Raw genomic sequence first — 19,263 nt, 5'->3', positions numbered from 1 at the left:
CAGCTGGGATGCTCAGGCACGCTGGGGCTACAACGATTGCCAAAGAGATCAACGAAAATTTTACAGAAGCAGTGAGTCAGGCCTTGTTGACGAAGCTGGCGGAGATCGGAATTCAGATCGAAGAGCAGCTGCCGACCATTCGCAAAATCCAAAGCGGCATTTATGACTTGGAAAGCAAGCTGCCTGAGATCGAGGCTGCCGGTCAGAAGGTTCTGGAGCTGGAACAGAAGCTGCCAGATCTGCATGACAAGGCTCAGAAGATTGTGGAGCTGGAGGAAAGAATCCCCGAGATTAATCGGGCGTCCGAATCCATCCTCAAATTGCAGCAAAACTTAGCATCAGTATTGGGTCCTTCGTTCATCAAGGACGTAAAAGGACCGCTGGCGCATATTCCAATCATGTGTACGGGCGGGATCACGCTGGAGACGGCGAAAGAATATTTGGATGCCGGTGCACATGCTGTCGGAGCGGGCAGTGCCTTGCTGCGCAATGATTTGATCGCAGCGAGTGATTGGGCTGGGCTGACGAAAGAAGCGGAGCGCTGGCTGGCGGCTGTTGGTGGATAAAGAGAGGAAGGCCCTTCATCGCGAGGGGCCTTCCTTCACTTTCACAAATCGTTTCGTTTTCGTGTGATTCCAATCACAGTAGCGACATTTTTCCTTTCCTATACTTGAATTAAGAACAGTCAAACAAACGAGGGGGAAGGTCGCATGTTAAGTCCAAAAACCATCGAGATCATCAAATCTACCGTTCCAGTGCTGGAAGTGCACGGTACTGCTATCACAAAGCGTTTCTATCAAATGCTTTTTACGAAGCATCCGGAGCTGTTGAATATTTTTAACCACGCGAATCAGAAGCAAGGAAGGCAGCAGCATGCGTTGGCAAACGCTGTCTACGCAGCGGCGAAGCATATCGATCAGCTGGAGACGATTCTACCTGTCGTCAAGCAGATCGGGCACAAGCACCGCAGTCTGGGAATCTTGCCTGAGCATTATCCGATTGTCGGGGAAAACCTGCTTGCAGCGATCAAGGATGTATTAGGAAACGCAGCAACAGACGAGATTTTGCAGGCATGGGCGGAAGCTTACGGGGTGATCGCGGACGCATTCATCAGTGTAGAGGCCGAAATGTACGAGAAAGCAGAGCGGCAGCAAGGCGGCTGGGCAGGCTTCCGAGCATTCCGTGTGGCGAAGAAAGAACAGGAAAGCGACGTGATCACTTCTTTTTATCTCGTTCCACAAGACGGAAATGCAATTGCTGCTTATGAGCCGGGGCAGTATGTGAGTGTGAAGATGGAGATTCCGGGAGAGAAGAACGTTCATATTCGTCAGTACAGCTTGTCTGACTCTCCAGGGAAGCCATATTACCGGATTTCTGTAAAACGAGTGGACGAGGAAGAGGGTCGACCTGCCGGTAAAGTCTCGAACTATCTGCATGAACAGATCCAGGCAGACGATGTGCTGTGGCTTTCAGCGCCAGCTGGAGACTTTGTCCTCGACAGTGAAGAGACTCGTCCCATCGTATTTTTGAGTGGTGGAGTGGGGCAAACGCCTTTGATCAGTATGCTTCAGACCGTAGTGGAGAGACAGCCGAACAGGCCAGCCACTTTCATCCATGCTGCGCAGAACAGCCAGGTTCATGCGTTGAAATCACAGGTAGAAGAGTTGGCTGACAAGCACAGACAGCTATCCGTTTACTGGTGCTACAGTCAGCCGACTGAGCGTGACGTAGAATCGAAGGCTTATCATAAAGCCGGTCATATCGAGCTTCCTTGGTTGAAAGAGATGCTTGCGACCCCGAATGCCAGCTTCTATGTTTGTGGTCCAGTAGATTTTATGAGAGCGATGAATACGCTTCTGAAGCAATGCGGGGTAGCCGATTCGGATATTCATGTTGAATTTTTCGGTCCGGCGGCTAGCTTGTAAGCTATGAAGTGAGATTTTTTTCAGTGGTGGCTTGTGCTCGCAGCAAGCGGTTGACAGTCTCTCTTCTGAGGCCGATGAATTGACCAATCTCGTCTTGGGTTAGCACGTCTGTCAAAGGAGTCGATGCTATATAGGCTTCGAACCAGATCTGAAGCTTCCGCAGCTTTTCCGCGGGAGTGACCTGGGTGAGCTGGTCGATTCGCTGCTGCATCATGCGCAGCTTATCTTGCAGCTGCTTGGCTAGGGCAAGACATTTCTGCGGATGTTGCTGAAGCTCCTGGTACCATTCCCGTTCGGGCAACACCTCAATCTCGCAGGTAACAAGGGCTACTGCCGTTCCGTAGTACGGATTGGGACTGATGAGAGAGTGATGGGGTATGATCTCGTCAGGAACGATGATATTGACCAAGATCGTGCTTCCGTCTGCGTGGACACGCAGAATTTTCAGCAAGCCACTTTTCAGATGATAGAGCGGCCCGGATTCTCCCTGACGGAAAAGCGTTTCACCTTTATGTAAAATCATTGCGGCCTCCAAGAGTAGCGAGCCAAAAATGGATTCGCTCATATTTGTTCACACAGATTATAGCAGGAAAGGGATCATCCAAGTGGGATGGTCCCTTTCCAATTTTATACAGGATCTCCTGATAACATTCGGATAAATCGCTTCATTTACGAACCTTAAGGGTGTTTAAACAAAATACAAGGTATAAAACACGAATAATAATATGATTATCATTGAAGACGATCGTATATTGTGATAGTTTTAGTTGTATTCATTCGAAATGATCATCAAGATAAAGAAAAAGGAGTACGAGAGGAATGGAATGGAAAGATATTGTCGCGGCACTTTCCGTTGTGCTCAACGGTTTGCCGCAGGGCTTGCTTGCTCTGTCGCTCGGTTTTGCTTCCGTCCCGACAGCCTTGGCTTTTTTGGTAGGGGCTGCAGGGAATGCGATGACCGGGTCTGTGGCGGTTGTCTCCTATCAGGCTGAGACGATTGCTGTGGCCGGAGCGATGGGGAAAAACATGAGGGATCGGATTTCGATGGTCTTCCTCGGCGGAGCGATCATGACCGTCATCGGTTTGTTCGGTATGCTGGAGAAAATCGTGGATTTCATAGGCCCTGTTATTACCAATGGCATGATGGCCGGTGTGGGGATCATGCTGGCAAAAGTATCTTGGGACATGGCACGCAATAACATGTCTGTTGGTTTGACATCAATGGCGAGCGGTTTGCTTACCTATTTCATAACAAAAGATTTGGTCTACACGGTCACGATTTCTGTTGTACTGTCCAGCTTGGTATCCAGACTTCTGAAGCAAGACACAGCAATCAAGCCGCTGGAAAACGATCGCTTCAAGCTGCAAAAGCTATCTTTTAAAACGGCTATCTGGCGCGGTGCGATGGCAATGGTTTGTCTCAACATCGGTGCCAATATCGCGTTCGGTGAGATCAATGGGAAAATTGCCAATACCGATGTAAATATTGATACCCTGACAGTGATTAGCAGCGTGGCTGACATGGTATCTGCCCTGTTTGGTGGTGCCCCTGTAGAAGCGATTATTTCTGCTACATCAGGAGCGCCTAACCCGGTAGCATCCGGCGTACTGATGATGATCATCATGGCTGCAATCCTGATCGCGGGACTGCTGCCCAAAATCGGCCGCTACATTCCAAGCGAGTCGATCGCTGGATTCCTGTTTGTACTGGGTGCGATCGTGACGGCTCCAGGCAATGCGATGGCGGCCCTGACTGGCACGGACCCTTCTTCCAGCCTCGTAGGCGGAATGACCATGGTAGTTACAGCAATTTCTGATCCGTTCTTCGGTATGCTGGCTGGTTTGTTGATGAGAGCGTTGATTAGCCTATTCGGCATGTAATAGAAGAAAGTGGAGGGAGTCTCATGGAAAAGACCTATACATTGGAAGTAGCAGGTGTTACTCGTCAATTGCCGATCATTCAAATTGCGGAAGACCTCAGCATTGCAAGCTTTGTCATCCTGGGAGATACAGAACTGGTGACGGCGGCGGCCCCTCTGTTGGCGGACAAGCTTCCTGAGGTGGATGTATTGATCACGGCTGAAGCAAAGGGCATACCGCTGATTCACGAGGTTTCGCGTCTGTTACAGATGAAGAAATACTACGTCGCTCGTAAAAGCACCAAGCCTTATATGGATTCTCCATTGATCAACGAGGTAGTATCCATCACCACGCAGAAAACACAAATTCTCTGCCTGGATGGTGCCGACGCCAAGGAAATCGCAGGAAAACGCGTCGCTATTATTGATGATGTGATCAGTACCGGAAAATCCTTGCTAGCGATCGAAGAATTGGTCAACAAGGCTGGCGGTCATGTCGTGGCGAGAGCAGCGATTCTTGCAGAGGGCAGTGCAGTGGAGCGGGAGGATATTTTGTTCCTGCAAGAACTGCCATTGTTTCCATACGAAAAGAAATAAAAGGAAGAATGTACGGGTCCCCCTTTTCAAGGAAAAAGGGGGATTTTTCGTATGGCGTAGAGGTAGTCTGGGTAGACATGAAAATGTCTACTTATGGGATTGTGCAAAGAAAATTACTATAAATAGAGATGTGAACCTGCTAGAACGCCTGTCATTCGCCTCTATATATTATTGTCAACTGAACATGTATACTTTACATATCGATCAACTCGGATAAAGGCGGGTATCCATGTTCTTCTTCATGTTTTTTCTAATGTTTATCGGTTTGACATCTTTAAGCGTCTATTTATGGGTGAACCATCGAGGGAATCGCTTGATTTTTTGGGCGTCTTTGGTGATCCTGTGTGCAGGTTTGGGTGGATTGCAGATATTCCTGGAAAAGGGATGGGTGCCTTATACAATCGACCGGGCGCTGAATGTGACTGTTATCCGTTCATCGGTCATCGCCACGGCACTACTGAATGCGGTCATCAACACGTTCCCTTATTATGGAATGTTGCTATTTTATCTGATCTATAACGGCTTGTTTACTTATCAAAAATGGATTCCAATCCTCGCAAGCATTCCGCCAGTCATCACCTTGTTCTTCCAGACAGATTTGATGGCGAACCGAGTCGATAACGGATTTGTAGCCGTATGGGGCCTCTGCTATGTATGCTTCACAGCTTTTCTAGCTGTTCGTCCCATCATACAGGCGAGCCATTTCAAGGAACGAATCAATCATGCTTCGATTGCGACTGTCTTTCTTGTTCCGCTGATCGCATTAAATATCTATCATTTTTCTTCTTCTCCTGTAAGCGATCAACTGATGACATTCATCCCGTATATCTGTATCACGAGTGTATTGCTCATCACGGTCTTCTATTTGCGAGATGCTTTTTTGGGCGTCAGAAGGAAATCGATTCATACCGTTCATGTAGGGACCGGAATCATTCACCATTCTTTAAAAAATTCGATTGGCAAGATTAAATTGAACGCATTGAACATCCAGAAACATGTACATATGGGACAATACGATAAAATGAATGTTTACGTTGAAAATTTATTGAATACACACGAATCCATGATGACAATGATGTCCAAAATATCTCGTGCTATGAATGACAAACTGGTGCCTAAGAAAGAGGAGCATGATCTCTCTGTTATTTTGGACGAAGTATTAGAAACTGTAGAAGCCCTCCCGAATATTCGCGTCGTGAAGGAGTATGAACCCATTTTCTTATTCATCGACAAAATGTACATGACTGAATGCCTGCAGAATATTTGCAACAACGCAGTGGAGGCGATGCGGGAAAACGGCTCTCTCTTCGTGACCCTTGAAAGGAGAACCAACAAGGTAGTGCTTACCATTCGTGACACCGGACGCGGAATGAATAACATACAATTGCAAAATATTTTTGAACCTTTTTATTCCACGAAGCATCGGAGCGGTGAACACTTTGGGCTCGGCATGTATCAGGTGAAGAAGGTAATGGAAGCCCATAAAGGCAAAATAGAGGTCAGCAGTACACCTAACAAAGGTACGATTATTGTCCTCACATTCCAATCAAAAGGTTGAGAAAACGATGACTAAAATAAAGGTTCTCTATGTGGAAGACGATCCGGATTGGAGAGAAGGACTTCATAGCTTTTTCTTCGGACATGAGAAAATAGAGCTTTACGCTTGTGTATCTAGCATGGAAGAGTGCTTTGTCATGCTTAAAAACGCTCCAGCTGATATTGTCGTCATGGATATCCTGCTTGGCGACCACAAAGCTACGGGACTTGATGCCACGCTTGATATTTCAGTTCTGTATCCTGATGTCAAAGTCATTATGTTGAGTTCACTGGACGACAGCGATGAAATTTTTTATGAAGCCTTTATGAACGGGGCTTATGATTTTCTGTATAAGGATGAATTTGAGAGGCTACCCGAAGTGATCTCCGCGGCCATGCGCAACCAGAGATCCAAGTATGGCGACCGCTTGAGAAGGATGGTCTATGAGAAAAAGAATAGCCTGCTAAGTGAAGGAGATCGACAACTGCTTTTGATGATTTACGAGGGAAAGACACAAGTCCAAATCTCGAAGGAGTTCCATGTGAGCCTCGCAGCAGTGAAAAAGCATGTGGGCAGAATCATGAAGAAGTTCAACTGGGAGCATTCTAGCAGCGAGTTGGCAAATAAATGCCGAAAGTGGGGGCTGCTTGAGAGAGATCGTGATGGAAAAGAATGAATTTCAATAGTCAAAGAAAGTTCGTATATACAGAGAACCGCCTTTTTGCTTGCAATTGGCAAGCATGAGACGGTTTTCTTACTTTCATCAGTGGTAGACAAAAAACTGTCTACTTCCTGTTGACAAGAGGTGCGTGATATTCTCGATACCAAATGATTCTGGCCAGGCTTTTTACACGACATAATAAGCGAGTTTGGAGCCCAAAATGTTCGCTTAAAAGGGGGAGACAATGAAGAACGAGTGGCAAACAGGCGAGAGAGAAAGAGGTTGGGTAAATCAAAGGATGAAGCGGTTCTGGATGCTGACTCTGGCCTTGTTGATCGGTTTTGTCCAGATGTTGCCCATGTCTGGGGCAATGGCTGCAGGAGCTGGAGGAGCCACTTATTATGTGAAGATGTTGGAGGACGGGGGAAAAGACGAGAATAGCGGAACAAGTTGGGATGATGCTTACGCTACGTTACAGAAAGCCCTGGAATCCGCACGATCGGGAGATAAAATTCGGATCGCAAAAGGGACGTATTATCCGACCAAAGAATCCTACTCTGGTGATATTAATCCATCACGCACAAAGACATTTCAGATGAAAAACGGCGTGGAGATTTACGGTGGTTTTTCAGGAATTGGGACAGAACGTAATTTGACCGATTATACAACTACTCTTAGCGGTGATATTGGGGTTGTAGGTGATCCTTCCGACAATGCCTACCATATTTTCCATAACCGATACGTAGATCAGTCCGCAAAGCTGGATGGGGTAACGGTGACCGGTGGGAATGCTTCTGGCTACTACGTGTACGATCAAGACGGTGGAGGAATGTATAACTATCAAAGTAGTCCTACGCTTCAAGACGTAACGTTCTTTGATAATATAGCAAAACGACAGGGTGGCGGTATTGCAAACTCTAATAATAGTAGTCCTGAGCTTATAGGTGGAGAGATTAAAGAAAATAAAGCTCAATCTGGCGGTGGAATGTATAACGGAGATAACAGCAGTCCTACGTTGACCCAAGTGAAGATCAGCAAGAATAAAGCAGGGGGTAATGGCGGCGGCATCAATAATTATAGAAGCAGTCCTACTTTAGAGGACATGGAGATCAGCGAGAATGAAGCAGGTGTGTTTGGTGGCGGCTTGTACAATTTTGAAAGTAGCCCTATACTCACCAAAATCGAAATAAAGGGGAATAACTCTAAAAATTCTAGCGGTGGCGTGCATAACACCCAAGGTAGCCATGCTGTGTTTACGAATGTGAAGATTATAGAGAACGAAGCTGTGGCCGGAAGCGGTGGCGGAATCAATAACGACAGAAGCAATTCTACATTGACGGATGTGGAGATTATCGGGAATAAGGCTGGTACTGATGGTGGGGGTGTGTATCATTCATCAGAAGGCGGCGTTTTTATTGATGTGACGATCAGTGAGAACACGGCGGCAAGAAATGGTGGCGGGGTGCGTTTCGGCACCGGCAGCAATTCTACCCTCACCAATGTAGAAATCATAAAGAATCAGGCAAATAACGGTGGTGGAATCTATAATTATTACAGTAACGATATCATGACCAACGTAAAGATTAGCGAGAATGAAGCTACTAATGACGGAGGTGGAATCGTTAACTATGGTGCAAGCCCAAAAATCTCCGGCGCGGAAGTAAAAGGAAATACCGCAGGTAGCTCTGGCGGCGGGATTTATACGAACGGCGGTACCAATATCATGACGAATTCGGAGATTAGCGGAAATCACGCAAATGTGTCCGGTGGTGGGATTTATAATTTTAGCAGCAATCCTGCGTTAACCAACGTCACCATTAGCGGGAATGAGGCGGATGCTTCTGGAAGTGGCATTTTCATTCAGCATTCTACTTCTGCTTCTTTTCGAAACAGCATCGTATGGGGGAATGAGAATGACGATATCTATTATGGTAACAATGGTTCTATTCAATTCTCCCATTCGCTGATAGGTCATTCACAGCCGAACAATGGCAATGGGGGGACCGGAAATCTATTTAATAGTGATCCTGAGTTTATTGATTCTGCTCAAGGCAATTATCGACTGGGTAAAGATTCCCCCGCTATCAATTTAGGCAGTACGGTGTATTTTGATGCTGGCTCCACACCGGATCTGTCCGCCATCCTCACAGATAGGGATAACAATCCACGTTTTGTCGGAGAGGGTATCGACATGGGGGCGTATGAATACCAGGATAACGAGGCTCGATTGAACAGCTTGAATTTAGAGGCGGACAATAAAGCTTTGGAATTAATCCCTAAGTTTTCCGGTGCAGTGACAAACTATCATGCATTTGTGAACCTTGGCGCGAGCGAAGTAAAGATTACCCCAACCCTGAAAGATCTTTTGGCGGCTGGGGAGATCAGAATCAACGGTAACGTGTTGCCTTCCTTCGTCAGTGGAGCTGAGCACGCGCTGCAATTGGGTAATGGAGAAAATGAGATCCAAATCCAGGTGACGGCAAAGGATGGTACCGTAAAGACGTACACGGTGACGATCTCCAGTCTGCCCAAACCTGTCCTCACGTTGAGCCACACGAACTGGACCAATCAGGATGTGACGATAACGGCAACGAATCGGAAAGAAGGCGCGAAGCTGGAATATAGTACGGATGGTCAGAATTGGTTGCCTAATCCTGATGTTGCCAATCCGAATTCCATTGTCATGACGGCAGTGGGGAGCTATTCCGTATACGTCAGACAGGGAGATGCCACACAAAGTGTCAGCGAGGAAGCGGAAGTACAGGTGCGTATCGATAAAACGGCTCCCGTGATTACGTTAAATGGCGATTTACAGATGAGCATACACAAAGGAGATCCTTTTATTGATCCAGGTGTACAGGTTTCTGATGCTCTTGATCCAAGTCCGATGCTTTCCAAGTCGGGTACAGTCGATATCAGCAGACTGGGAGACTATACCCTTACTTATCAGGCAGTAGATCATGCAGGCAACCAGGCTAACCCTGTGACGCGAACCGTAAAAGTGGTTCGCGAAGGTGCACTGCTCGAACCGACGATTTCGCTCGACCCACCCGGTTGGACGAAAGGTGATGTAGAGGTAACGATGAGCGGAGAAGCGGACGCATTACTGGAATACAGCCTGGATGGTCAGGTATGGTCGGCATACGTTAGTCCTTTCAGCATTCATGACGAGAATCAAACGAAACTATACGCGAGGCAGACGGATGCTTTGCAAAATGTCAGCGAAATAGCAGAAGCCGAGGTGCGCATCGATAGAATCGCTCCAACCATCACCCTTCATGGAGCAGCTACAATGAACCTGTACCGGGGGAGTGTCTTCCAGGATCCTGGTGTGACGATTACTGACAATATCGTGACTGGCTTGACACCTGTTGTCACAGGGACTGTCGACACCAGCAAACTGGATACGTACACTCTCCAATACGATGCAGAGGACTGGGCAGGCAATCAGGCTGCTCCGGTGACCCGTACGGTACGTGTGATGAACCGCCCTGTTACGCCGCTGCCTCCTGTTGTGGTTCCTGTCACATCCGTTACGCTCACACCGCCAGCCTTGACGCTCACCCTTGGAGGAGAGCCCGTGACTTTGCATGCGGCGATCACACCGTCCAACGCGACCAATCAGGCCGTGAGCTGGAGCAGTAGTGACACAGGCGTTGTGGTGGTGGATGAAAATGGCAGCCTTATCGCGAAACAAACAGGGCGAGCCACGATCACGGTCACGACTCAAGATGGCAGCAAAACGACGAGCAGCGAAGTCACAGTCGTGAAGGAGGGGGCAGAAAAGCTGCGGCTCGAAGTGTCTCCTGCTACCATCCGATTAAGCCCAGGTGAGAGCAAAGCCTTCAAGGTCTATGCGGTAGAAGGAAAAGGACGAAAAGACATCACGAAAAACAAGGATACCAGCTATGACCTCGAACAGGATCTGGTTACGGTGAAACAGGGACGGATTACTGCTGGCAAAAAAGCGGGGGAAGCTCAGGTTATTGTCCGTTATCGGGGATCAGAAGCTACAGTGACGGTCACAGTGGAGAAGAAGGAGGCGGATTCCCCAATCCTAGAAGCTTCTGAATCCATGCTCCTGATCAAACCAAGTCGAACCGCAAGCTTCAAGGTATATCTCATGGAAAATGGCAGGAGAAAGGACATTACGAAAGACAAAAACACTACGTATAGCATCGACAGCAAGCTGGCGAAGGTAACGGCTGGTCGTGTGACTTCAGCCAAAGCAGAAGGTGAAACGGACCTGATCGTACGCTATCAGGGAGAAGAGCTTACGATTCCTGTTGTCATCTCCGAAGTAACCGTCAAATCCTTGTCCGCATCGGTAAAACAGGTCGTACTGGAGATGGAAGAGGAACAAACCCTGAGGATTCAAGCTGTTTTTAGCAATAAGCGAGAAGAAGACGTCACAGAACGGGTACGCTGGTCAACGAGTACACCAGACATTGTAGAGGTGGACAAAGAAGGCGTACTGGTTCCACTGAAAAAGGGAAGAGCAGTGCTGACAGCTAAGTACGGAGGCAAAACGGTGAAGGCCAGTGTCCTCGTGGTGGAAGAAAAGAAGCCGCAGCAACTGAGGGCGAATCGTGCCAGCCTGACTCTTCGGGCAGAGCAATCCGTTTCGACGATCATTACGGCGGTCTATGAAGGAAGCTACAAGGAAGACGTGACCGAGGAAGTGGAATGGAGTGTGGAAGACCCGGAGATCGTGCAAGTAGAGGATGGTGTGATCACGGGGGGCTCAGCAGGCACGACAACGATAAAGGCTTCTTACGCGGGAAAAGAAGTCAAGATTCGAATTACGGTACGAAAATAAGGTGAAAACTCCTGATCCTGTACTAAAAACCAGGGCCAGGAGTTTTTTTAATCGTTGACTCGATTTACCAGCTTGTCAGCATAAAAAATTCATCTCGTCTAGTTCTCAAAAAGAAAATAATAAACTAAAATAAAAGAATATAAAATGCAGATCAAAAACACCTTTGTTTCTATTTATAGTTGACAAACAATTTACAAAATAATATTATATTATATCGTTGTATATTCATACGAGAGATTGAATAAAACCACAGGGAGATGTCAGCATGTATACGATCCCAGGCCCGGCAAAGTATGTTCGTGAAGCAGGATTATTGGAAGAAGTCGGTTCCTATATAAAAGAGTTCGGCGACAGCGCCTTGTTTATCGGCGGCAAAAGGGCCTTGTCGGTTGTCGAGATGCAGGTCAAGAAGTCTCTGGATGCATACAAAATAGAGAATAAAGGTTTCGAGTGGTATGGTGGAGAGTGCTCTTGGACGCAGGTAGAGCGGCTAAGCCAGATCGTGCAGGATAAAAAGCCGCAAGTGATCGTAGCAGTAGGCGGAGGCAAGGCGATCGATACGGTCAAAGCCGTCGCTTTCGCTGAAAAGCTGCCCGTCCTCGCGATTCCGACGATTGCTGCCACTTGTGCTGCGGCGACACCGATTGCCATCATGTACGATGACGAAGGCACGTTTACCGAGATCAGCCATCGTTCCAAGGCCCCTAGCCTGGTCCTGGTAGATTCGGATGTGATCGCGAAAGCATCATATCGCTTTTTGGTCGCAGGGATTGGCGATACATTGGCCAAGTGGTTTGAGTCCTCTGCATCCGTGAAGAAGAGCCAACCCACTGCATTGAACAGAAGTGCCGTGAAGCTGGCCAATGAACTCTATCATCTCTTGTTGGAAAAAGGTCCATCAGCGATCGAGACGATCAAGCAGGGGAAAGTGGACCAGTCCGTCAACGATGTCATCGATAGCATTATCCTGATCAGCGGAAGTGTCAGCGGATACGGTGGAGATGATTGCCGGACGGCTGCAGCGCATGCGATCTATTCGGGATTGACGATCTTCCCGGAAGTGCATGACACGTATCACGGAGAGATTGTTGCCTTTGGCATCTTGTCTCAGCTGGTGCTCGAAGGCAAGAGTGAAGAAGAAATTCGCGAGCTGATCGCGTTCTATCAAAAAGTCGAGCTGCCGTATACGCTGGAAGACATGGCGATTAAAGACCTGTCCGCAGATGACTGGAAGCGTCTCGGTGACGTAACGGTCGATATCGAGGATATGGCGAACATGCCTTTCGCCGTTACACCTGACATGGTGATCCATGCGGTGCAGGGAGCCGACCAAATCGGAAGGAAGGTGAAGCAGCAATGAAACTGGACAATATGGTACGCAAGGTTTACCCAAACTTGATGCCTTACGTTTGTCAGCTGGCTGATCTGCCTGTAGAAGAGATGAAGCAGGCATTGGGCAAAGATCAGGTGTACAAGCTGAGCTTCAATGAAAATCCGCTCGGCCCTTCTCCAAAGGCTGTAGAAGCTATGCAAAAGGCCCTACTGCAGCTGAACCTGTATCCGAGCTCTAACGGTGAGGCTGTCCTAAACCGCATCGCGGAAAAGGAAGGAGTCCAACCTGATAACGTCATTTTGTCCAACGGTGCTGACGAGATGATCATCCTGGTCGCGCAAACCTTCCTGGAGCCAGAAGACGAAGTGATTATTCCAGTCGTCTCCTTCGTTCAGTACCTGGCTTCGACTCATCTGATGGGGGCAAAACCCGTATTTTCTCCCATGAAAGAAGATTTGGGCGTAGATTTGGATGCGATCCTTGATCTCATCACACCAGCTACCAAAACCATCTTCTTGTGCAATCCTAACAATCCTACGGGTACCGTGATCCCTGCGGATGAGCTTCGTGCTTTCCTGGCTCGTGTGCCAGAGCATGTGCTGGTAGTCATTGATGAGGCGTACCACGAGTATGCTGTTGATCCGGAATATCGCACTTCTGTAGAGTTCGTCAAGCAGTTTAAGAATGTGTTTGTCATTCGCACGTTCTCCAAGATCTACTCTTTGGCAGCTGCACGGATCGGTTTTGGGATTGGACATGCCGATGTCGTCGATGCGATCAACCATGTCAGACCGCCTTTCAATGTGAACAGCATCGCTCAAGCTGGTGCTCTGGCGAGTCTGGATGACGAGCAGCATGTAGCCGAGTCGAGAAGAATCAATCAAGTCGGCAAAGAACTGATTGTGGAGTTGTTTGAAGAGCTTGGCATGAACTATTTGCCAAGCAACACCAACTTTGTTTGTGTAGACACAGGCAAAGACAGCAAATTCATGTTTGATCAATTGGCAGAGCGTGGCGTGGTCGTTCGCAACCTTTCCGGTTATGGGCTCACGACATCCTTGCGCATCTCCATCGGTCAGCCACATGAAATGCAGGCTTTTGTAGCAGCAATGAAAGACATTATAGAAACAGCTTAGGGGGAAGTACATTGAAGAAGTTCAAGTTTTTGATGCTATCTGCACTGCTTAGTATCGGTTTGGTAGGCTGTGGTTCTGGTAATGCGGGAACTGCACCAAGCCAGCCAGCAGAGGGTTCGAATCAGGCAGCACCAGCTGGTGATGCTGCGAAAACTCCGCTCAAGGTAACACTGCCGACCTGGACAGGCTATGGCCCTCTGTTCCTGGCAAAGGAAAAAGGATTCTTTGAAAAACACGGTGTGAATGTAGAATTGTCGACCATCGAAGGTCTGGCAGAGCGTAAAGCTGCGCTGGCTGGTGGTCAGGTAGATGGTATGGCGACAGCATTGGACGTTCAGGTAACGCTGGCTGCATCCGGTGTACCGATGCAAGTGGTATGGCTCCTGGATGACTCTTATGGCGGAGATGGAATCATTGCCAAGAAAGAGATCGCGTCTGCTGCTGATTTGAAAGGCAAGAAAGTTGCATTTGAACAGGGATCTACCAGCCACTTGCTGCTGCTGACTGCGCTGAAACAAGCCGGCTTGACGGATAAAGATGTAGAAATGGTGCAAATGTCTGCTGGGGATGCGGGTGCTGCTTTCGTAGCAGGTCAAGTAGATGCAGCGGTAACATGGGAACCTTGGCTGTCCAAGGCTTCACAAGCTGACGGTGGAATTCTGGTTACGACCAAAGACTTGCCTGGTATCATCGTGGACACGGTTGGTTTCCACAAGGATGTTGTAGAAAAACGCCCTGATGACGTAAAAGCTTTCGTAGCTGCTATGGCCGAAGCAATGGATTACTGGAAGCAAAACGGTGATGAGTCCAACGAGATCATGGCAAAAGGACTGAAAATTGATTTGGCAGAGTTCACTGGCACAGTTCCAGGCTTGAAATTCCTGCACAAGGAAGAGAACAAGGAGCTCTTTGGTACTGCTGACAAGCAAGGCCAAATTTATCAATCTACCCAAAATGCAATTGACTTCTATGTTGAACAAAAGCTGATCGATAATGCTCCTAAAGTGGAAGATGTACTGAATCCGACGTTTGTTGTTGGACTGTAGAGGAGTGCCCCATTAGGGCCTCCTTTTCTCATGTAACTACTATCCATGCAAAAAATGAGGGATGACAGATGTGGAAGAATGTCTTTACCCCGAAGAAGGAGATCGCCAAACCGTTGTACTCCGGGGCGGGGATTGCTACGTTTCTCTTGCTATTACTCGTCTGGTCTGTGCTTTCGTACGGTGGATTTGTGAACGCGCTGTTCCTGCCGGCACCTGATCAGGTTGTGAAAACAGGCGTTTCCATGTTTCAAAGCGGTGAAATCCTCGGTGATATCGGGATAAGCTTCTCCCGTGTCTTGTCTGGATTTGTCTTGGCTGCATTGATCGGTGTTCCGCTCGGGATGCTGATGGGAACACTGCGCATCATGGAAGGGGCGTTTGAACCGATCATCGGTTTTATTCGCTACATGCCAGCTTCCGCGTTTATTCCATTGTTTATCTTGTGGATCGGGCTGGGCGAGGCTGAGAAGATGGCGGTTATTTTCTTCGGTACCTTTTTTCAGCTCACCCTGATGACGATGGACGTGACGAAAAACGTACAGAATGAACTGATCGAGGTATCCTACACTCTGGGTGCCAAGAAGCTGCAATTGTTCAGACGCGTGATCCTGCCTGCTTCGATGCCGGGCATCGTGGACACGCTGCGTATCACATTTGGCTGGGCGTGGACCTATCTGGTCGTAGCCGAGCTGGTAGGGGCATCAGAAGGATTGGGCTACATGATTATGCAGGCTTCCCGTTTCCTCAAGCCTGACAAGATCATCGTCGGTATCTTGATCATTGGTTTGTTGGGATTGATCATGGACATTATTTTCAAAGCCATTTATCGTGCATCTTTCTCCTGGATGAGAAAGGAAGGATCATAAGATGACAACGACGCCAAAACTCGTCATTGATAATGTAGGCAAGGTATTTTCGACCAAGAGCGGCAACGTGACCGCTTTGGACCAGACTTCCTTCAGTGTGCAGGAAGGCGAATTTGTCACCATTCTGGGGCCTTCGGGCTGCGGGAAGTCCACGATTCTGCGTGTAGTGGCAGGACTCGAAGAACCGACGTCCGGACATGTGTATTTGGATGGCAAAGAAATTCATGGGCCTGGACCTGATCGTGGCATGGTGTTTCAATCCTACACGCTGTATCCGTGGCTGACCGTGAAGGACAACATCACGTTTGGCCTGGATCTGAAAGGCGTACCGAAAAAGCAGCAGGACGAGATCGCCCAGCATTACCTCGATCTGATCGGATTGAAAGGCTTTGACAAGCATTACCCGATCCAATTGTCGGGTGGGATGAAGCAGCGTGTAGCCATTGCACGTGCGCTCGCCAACGAGCCGGAAATCCTGCTGATGGATGAGCCGTTTGGAGCCCTCGACGCGCAGACACGGGCAATCATGCAGGAGATTCTGCTGAAGGTGTGGGAGGAATCGAAGAAAACGATTCTCTTCATCACGCACGACGTGGAAGAATCGATTTTCCTGGGCGACTCGATCTATGTGATGACAGCCAGACCTGGACGTCTGAAGAAGAATATCAAGGTGCCACTGGCTCGTCCACGCGACTATCACAACAAGAGCAGCGAAGAGTTTTTAGCGCTTAAGCTCGAATTGCTGGATCTGATCCGCGAAGAGAGCCTGAAGGCGGTAAAACCGTAAGAGCAAAAAAGCTTCACTATCCTTTTCTTAAGATAGTGAAGCTTTTTGTATGAATTGGATGCTTTGCTCGATCTGCGGCTGGTAAGACTGGAGGCAAGAAGCAAGATCCTAGGGAAGAAACATGGCAATTTCTGCGTGGCCGGTCAGGCTGGAGCGTTTAACGGTTTCACATTTATTTAAAAGTATTTTTGATCTATGATGGGTTTTAGGTTTACCGTTAGAAACCAAAATATCAGAGAGGATGTGCGAGCCATGCACCCTTTTTTCAAACAGACATTGCATCTATTGGACACGGAGCTGGAGCGTATCGAAAAGGCAGTGAATCGTCTGCCAGAAGAAATGATCTGGAGAAAGCTGAGAGGAAGTACGAATAGTATCGGCAACCTGATCCTGCACCTGGCAGGAAATGAGTATCAAAACATGGTGAGTGGGATCGGGAGGAAACCGTTTATACGTGAACGATCCGCTGAATTCTTGGCAGAGGGAGGTCATACGGCGGCAGGGTTGTTGGAATGGTTAAAAGAGGTTCGTGAGCAGACGAGAAGCGAGCTGCAAGGACTTACAGCAGAAGATTTTGAGAGGGAAGTACATATCTGTTATCCGCCGGATTCGGGCATCGCTTCCTACAGTCGACCACTCATGGAGCTGGTTTACCATACAACCGCTCATTATTCCTACCACACGGGTCAAATCGTCTATATGGCGAAGCTGTTGCAGGAAGGCGAGGAGAGATTACTCCAATGGAATCATTGACCTATTAACAATTTTGTCGAAAAATACGTGATTTTTTGTTATTATGATTAAAAAAATAAAAAGGTGAGTACGTTACACCTAGGAGGTAGAGAGAAATGAAGAAATCAGTAAAGCTTGCTTTGAGCTCTTTCCTGGTTCTCGCTCTTGCACTTGCCGGCTGTGGCAAGACAGAGGGAGGTAGCTCGGCCGAACAGCCGCAACCAGAACAGGGACAAGCTGCAGAAGCAGTATCGTTGGAGATTGGGATGCTGAAGCTGACCAGCTCGGCTCCGTTGTTTATTGGTATTGAAAAAGGCTTTTTCCAAGAAGAAGGTATTGATGCCAAGGCCAAGTGGTTCGATGCGGCTCAGCCTATCGCTGTGGCTACTGCTGCAGGTAGCGTAGACGTGGGTGCTACAGGTATTACAGCAAGCTTGTACAACATGGTAGCAGGCGGACAAAAGCTTGTGATCGTAGCGGATAAGGGAAGAGAGCAGGCTGGCTATTCTTCTTCAGCTTTGTTGTACCCAAGCGATTCACCTCTTAAAAGCATTGAAGAGTTAAAGGGGAAAAAGCTGGGAATCACGCAAACCGGTTCTACCTATCACTATATGGCAGGTAAATTGCTGGAAAAACACGGTTTGACCTTGCAGGATATCGAACTGATCCCACTTAATAACATCAAGGGTTTGATGGAAGCATTGAAAAGCAAGCAAGTTGACGCCGTGCTGCTGAATGAACCAAACATTTCGACTGTAGTAGAAGAAGGCTACGGCAAAGTGATTGCACAAGTAGGGGACGAAATGGAGTACCAGACTTCCGGTATCTTCTTCTCACCTAAATTTGCGGAAAACAAGGATGCGGCACAGCGTTTCCTCAAGGCGTATGCCAAAGCCACGCAATACTACTATGATGCAGTATTGAACAAAGTAGATGGCAAGATCGTTCCAGGTGAAAACTACGATGAAGTCGTCAACATCATCGCGAAGTATACAGACCAGGAAGCGGACATGATCAAAAAGGGAATGCCGTACATGGACCGCGATGGTAAACTGCTCGAGTCCGACATCAAGACTCAGGTGGAGTGGTATGCAAAAGAGAAGCTGATCGATAAAGTCATCGACACGTCTGATATCGTGAACACGCAATTGCTGGAAGATGCATTGAAAAATTAGGGAAGTGACCGTATGAGAATCGTCATCGAGAATGTAGACAAGACGTTTGTGGACGCGAAAAAAAGAGAAGTGACGGCATTACAAAATATCAACTTTGCCATTGAGAAGCAAGAGTTTGTCGTCTTGGTGGGACCTAGCGGATGCGGAAAGTCTACCCTTTTGAACATCGTCGGTGGATTGATGTCGCCGAGCAACGGCTCTGTCTATTTCGAAGGGACGGGCAGCAAAAAGCCGAATCTGGGGATCGTTTTTCAGGAGATCGCTTTGTTTCCGTGGCGTACGGTGTATGAAAATGTGATTTACGGGCTGGAGGAAAGCGGAGCTAGCAAGCAGGAGCAGCAGGAAAAAGGCAAGCACTACATCGATATGGTCGGCTTGAGCGGCTTTGAAAATGCCTATCCCAAGCAGCTTTCAGGCGGGATGCGGCAGCGTGCCGGGATTGCCAGGGCCTTGGCGATCGAGCCTGATCTGCTGCTGATGGACGAGCCTTTTTCCGCGCTGGACGCTCAGACGCGGACGATCATGCAGGAAGAATTGCTCACGATTTGGGATCGGACGCGCTTGAGCACGCTCTATGTGACGCACAACATCCAGGAGGCTGTCTACCTGGCTGACCGTGTCATCGTTCTCTCGCGTCATCCTGGCCAGGTAAAAAGCATCATCCACATTGATTTGCCGAAAATCGGACGGGATAAAGACGAATACCGCATGCGCTTTGAGCAGTATGTCGATGAAATCTGGCAGCTCATTCGCCACGATGCCCAGGAAGCGTCGAGGGAGGGATAAGAAA

General features: G+C 48.2%; 16 protein-coding genes. 15 read left to right on the top strand and 1 reads right to left on the bottom strand.

All coding sequences use genetic code 11. The annotated features are described in order from the left end of the window. The first annotated feature begins 8 nt into the window (after positions 1-8). Both EDM52_RS05950 and hmpA read left to right on the top strand, forming a co-directional pair. Positions 9-566 (top strand): hypothetical protein, encoded by a 558-nt coding sequence (locus EDM52_RS05950; protein ID WP_122908105.1) that lies wholly within the window; start codon positions 9-11, stop codon positions 564-566. Positions 567-710: 144 nt separating this feature from the next. Continuing rightward, entirely contained in the window at positions 711-1,925 is a 1,215-nt protein-coding gene (gene hmpA / locus EDM52_RS05945) for an NO-inducible flavohemoprotein (protein ID WP_122908104.1), read from the top strand. A gap of 1 nt (position 1,926) precedes the next feature. Here hmpA and EDM52_RS05940 read toward each other — a convergent pair whose 3' ends face one another. Continuing rightward, positions 1,927-2,448 carry a Crp/Fnr family transcriptional regulator gene (locus tag EDM52_RS05940; protein ID WP_122908103.1) on the bottom strand — a complete coding sequence of 174 codons (522 nt, stop codon included), beginning with the start codon at positions 2,446-2,448 and terminating at the stop codon, positions 1,927-1,929. Positions 2,449-2,744: 296 nt separating this feature from the next. Between EDM52_RS05940 and EDM52_RS05935 the strand changes: the two genes are divergently transcribed. The 13 genes from EDM52_RS05935 (at position 2,745) to EDM52_RS05875 (ending at position 19,259) form a co-directional block, all read left to right on the top strand. Beyond that, on the top strand, positions 2,745-3,806 hold the full coding sequence (locus EDM52_RS05935; RefSeq protein WP_122908102.1) for a SulP family inorganic anion transporter: 1,062 nt from the start codon (positions 2,745-2,747) through the stop codon (positions 3,804-3,806). Between the two features lie 23 nt (positions 3,807-3,829). Next, complete coding sequence (locus EDM52_RS05930; protein ID WP_122908101.1) at positions 3,830-4,381, top strand: phosphoribosyltransferase family protein; 552 nt, start codon at positions 3,830-3,832, stop codon at positions 4,379-4,381. Positions 4,382-4,622: 241 nt separating this feature from the next. After that, positions 4,623-5,939 (top strand): ATP-binding protein, encoded by a 1,317-nt coding sequence (locus EDM52_RS05925; protein ID WP_183184853.1) that lies wholly within the window; start codon positions 4,623-4,625, stop codon positions 5,937-5,939. Positions 5,940-5,946: 7 nt separating this feature from the next. Then, positions 5,947-6,594, top strand: coding sequence for a response regulator transcription factor (locus EDM52_RS05920; protein WP_122908099.1), 648 nt, complete (start codon positions 5,947-5,949; stop codon positions 6,592-6,594). A 229-nt stretch (positions 6,595-6,823) separates the two neighbouring features. Continuing rightward, the gene (locus EDM52_RS05915) at positions 6,824-11,398 is read left to right on the top strand and encodes an immunoglobulin-like domain-containing protein (protein WP_122908098.1); all 4,575 of its coding nucleotides are present in this window, start codon (positions 6,824-6,826) and stop codon (positions 11,396-11,398) included. Positions 11,399-11,663: 265 nt separating this feature from the next. Then, the gene (locus EDM52_RS05910; RefSeq protein WP_122908097.1) at positions 11,664-12,758 is read left to right on the top strand and encodes an iron-containing alcohol dehydrogenase family protein; all 1,095 of its coding nucleotides are present in this window, start codon (positions 11,664-11,666) and stop codon (positions 12,756-12,758) included. Beyond that, positions 12,755-13,867, top strand: a complete 1,113-nt coding sequence (gene hisC, locus EDM52_RS05905) for a histidinol-phosphate transaminase (RefSeq protein WP_122908096.1) — start codon at positions 12,755-12,757, stop codon at positions 13,865-13,867. The genes EDM52_RS05910 and hisC overlap by 4 nt, the downstream gene beginning before the upstream one ends. Before the next feature lie 11 nt (positions 13,868-13,878). Next, positions 13,879-14,913 (top strand): ABC transporter substrate-binding protein, encoded by a 1,035-nt coding sequence (locus EDM52_RS05900; RefSeq protein WP_122908095.1) that lies wholly within the window; start codon positions 13,879-13,881, stop codon positions 14,911-14,913. 68 nt (positions 14,914-14,981) lie between these two features. Next, entirely contained in the window at positions 14,982-15,779 is a 798-nt protein-coding gene (locus tag EDM52_RS05895; RefSeq protein WP_122908094.1) for an ABC transporter permease, read from the top strand. A gap of 1 nt (position 15,780) precedes the next feature. Then, positions 15,781-16,566, top strand: coding sequence for an ABC transporter ATP-binding protein (locus EDM52_RS05890; RefSeq protein ID WP_122908093.1), 786 nt, complete (start codon positions 15,781-15,783; stop codon positions 16,564-16,566). A 252-nt stretch (positions 16,567-16,818) separates the two neighbouring features. Continuing rightward, positions 16,819-17,319: a DinB family protein gene (locus EDM52_RS05885; protein ID WP_122908092.1), complete on the top strand. Its 501-nt coding sequence runs from the start codon at positions 16,819-16,821 to the stop codon at positions 17,317-17,319. A gap of 95 nt (positions 17,320-17,414) precedes the next feature. Next, positions 17,415-18,473: an ABC transporter substrate-binding protein gene (locus EDM52_RS05880; RefSeq protein ID WP_122908091.1), complete on the top strand. Its 1,059-nt coding sequence runs from the start codon at positions 17,415-17,417 to the stop codon at positions 18,471-18,473. A 12-nt stretch (positions 18,474-18,485) separates the two neighbouring features. Next, positions 18,486-19,259, top strand: coding sequence for an ABC transporter ATP-binding protein (locus EDM52_RS05875; protein WP_122908090.1), 774 nt, complete (start codon positions 18,486-18,488; stop codon positions 19,257-19,259). Positions 19,260-19,263: the final 4 nt, after the last annotated feature.

The sequence above is a fragment of the Brevibacillus invocatus genome (assembly GCF_003710915.1).
GTDB lineage: Bacteria > Bacillota > Bacilli > Brevibacillales > Brevibacillaceae > Brevibacillus > Brevibacillus invocatus.
Note: the sequence above shows the minus strand (reverse complement) of the source record. Positions and strands in the feature narration are given on the sequence as shown.

Coding starts and splice junctions, on each gene's coding strand:
- EDM52_RS05885 (WP_122908092.1), top strand. CDS start 16,819: ATGCACCCTTTTTTCAAACAGACATTGCATCTATTGGACACGGAGCTG.
- EDM52_RS05910 (WP_122908097.1), top strand. CDS start 11,664: ATGTATACGATCCCAGGCCCGGCAAAGTATGTTCGTGAAGCAGGATTA.
- EDM52_RS05915 (WP_122908098.1), top strand. CDS start 6,824: ATGAAGAACGAGTGGCAAACAGGCGAGAGAGAAAGAGGTTGGGTAAAT.
- EDM52_RS05930 (WP_122908101.1), top strand. CDS start 3,830: ATGGAAAAGACCTATACATTGGAAGTAGCAGGTGTTACTCGTCAATTG.
- EDM52_RS05940 (WP_122908103.1), bottom strand. CDS start 2,448: ATGATTTTACATAAAGGTGAAACGCTTTTCCGTCAGGGAGAATCCGGG.
- EDM52_RS05880 (WP_122908091.1), top strand. CDS start 17,415: ATGAAGAAATCAGTAAAGCTTGCTTTGAGCTCTTTCCTGGTTCTCGCT.
- EDM52_RS05890 (WP_122908093.1), top strand. CDS start 15,781: ATGACAACGACGCCAAAACTCGTCATTGATAATGTAGGCAAGGTATTT.
- EDM52_RS05920 (WP_122908099.1), top strand. CDS start 5,947: ATGACTAAAATAAAGGTTCTCTATGTGGAAGACGATCCGGATTGGAGA.
- hisC (WP_122908096.1), top strand. CDS start 12,755: ATGAAACTGGACAATATGGTACGCAAGGTTTACCCAAACTTGATGCCT.
- EDM52_RS05895 (WP_122908094.1), top strand. CDS start 14,982: ATGTGGAAGAATGTCTTTACCCCGAAGAAGGAGATCGCCAAACCGTTG.
- EDM52_RS05875 (WP_122908090.1), top strand. CDS start 18,486: ATGAGAATCGTCATCGAGAATGTAGACAAGACGTTTGTGGACGCGAAA.
- EDM52_RS05935 (WP_122908102.1), top strand. CDS start 2,745: ATGGAATGGAAAGATATTGTCGCGGCACTTTCCGTTGTGCTCAACGGT.
- EDM52_RS05925 (WP_183184853.1), top strand. CDS start 4,623: ATGTTTTTTCTAATGTTTATCGGTTTGACATCTTTAAGCGTCTATTTA.
- EDM52_RS05950 (WP_122908105.1), top strand. CDS start 9: ATGCTCAGGCACGCTGGGGCTACAACGATTGCCAAAGAGATCAACGAA.
- hmpA (WP_122908104.1), top strand. CDS start 711: ATGTTAAGTCCAAAAACCATCGAGATCATCAAATCTACCGTTCCAGTG.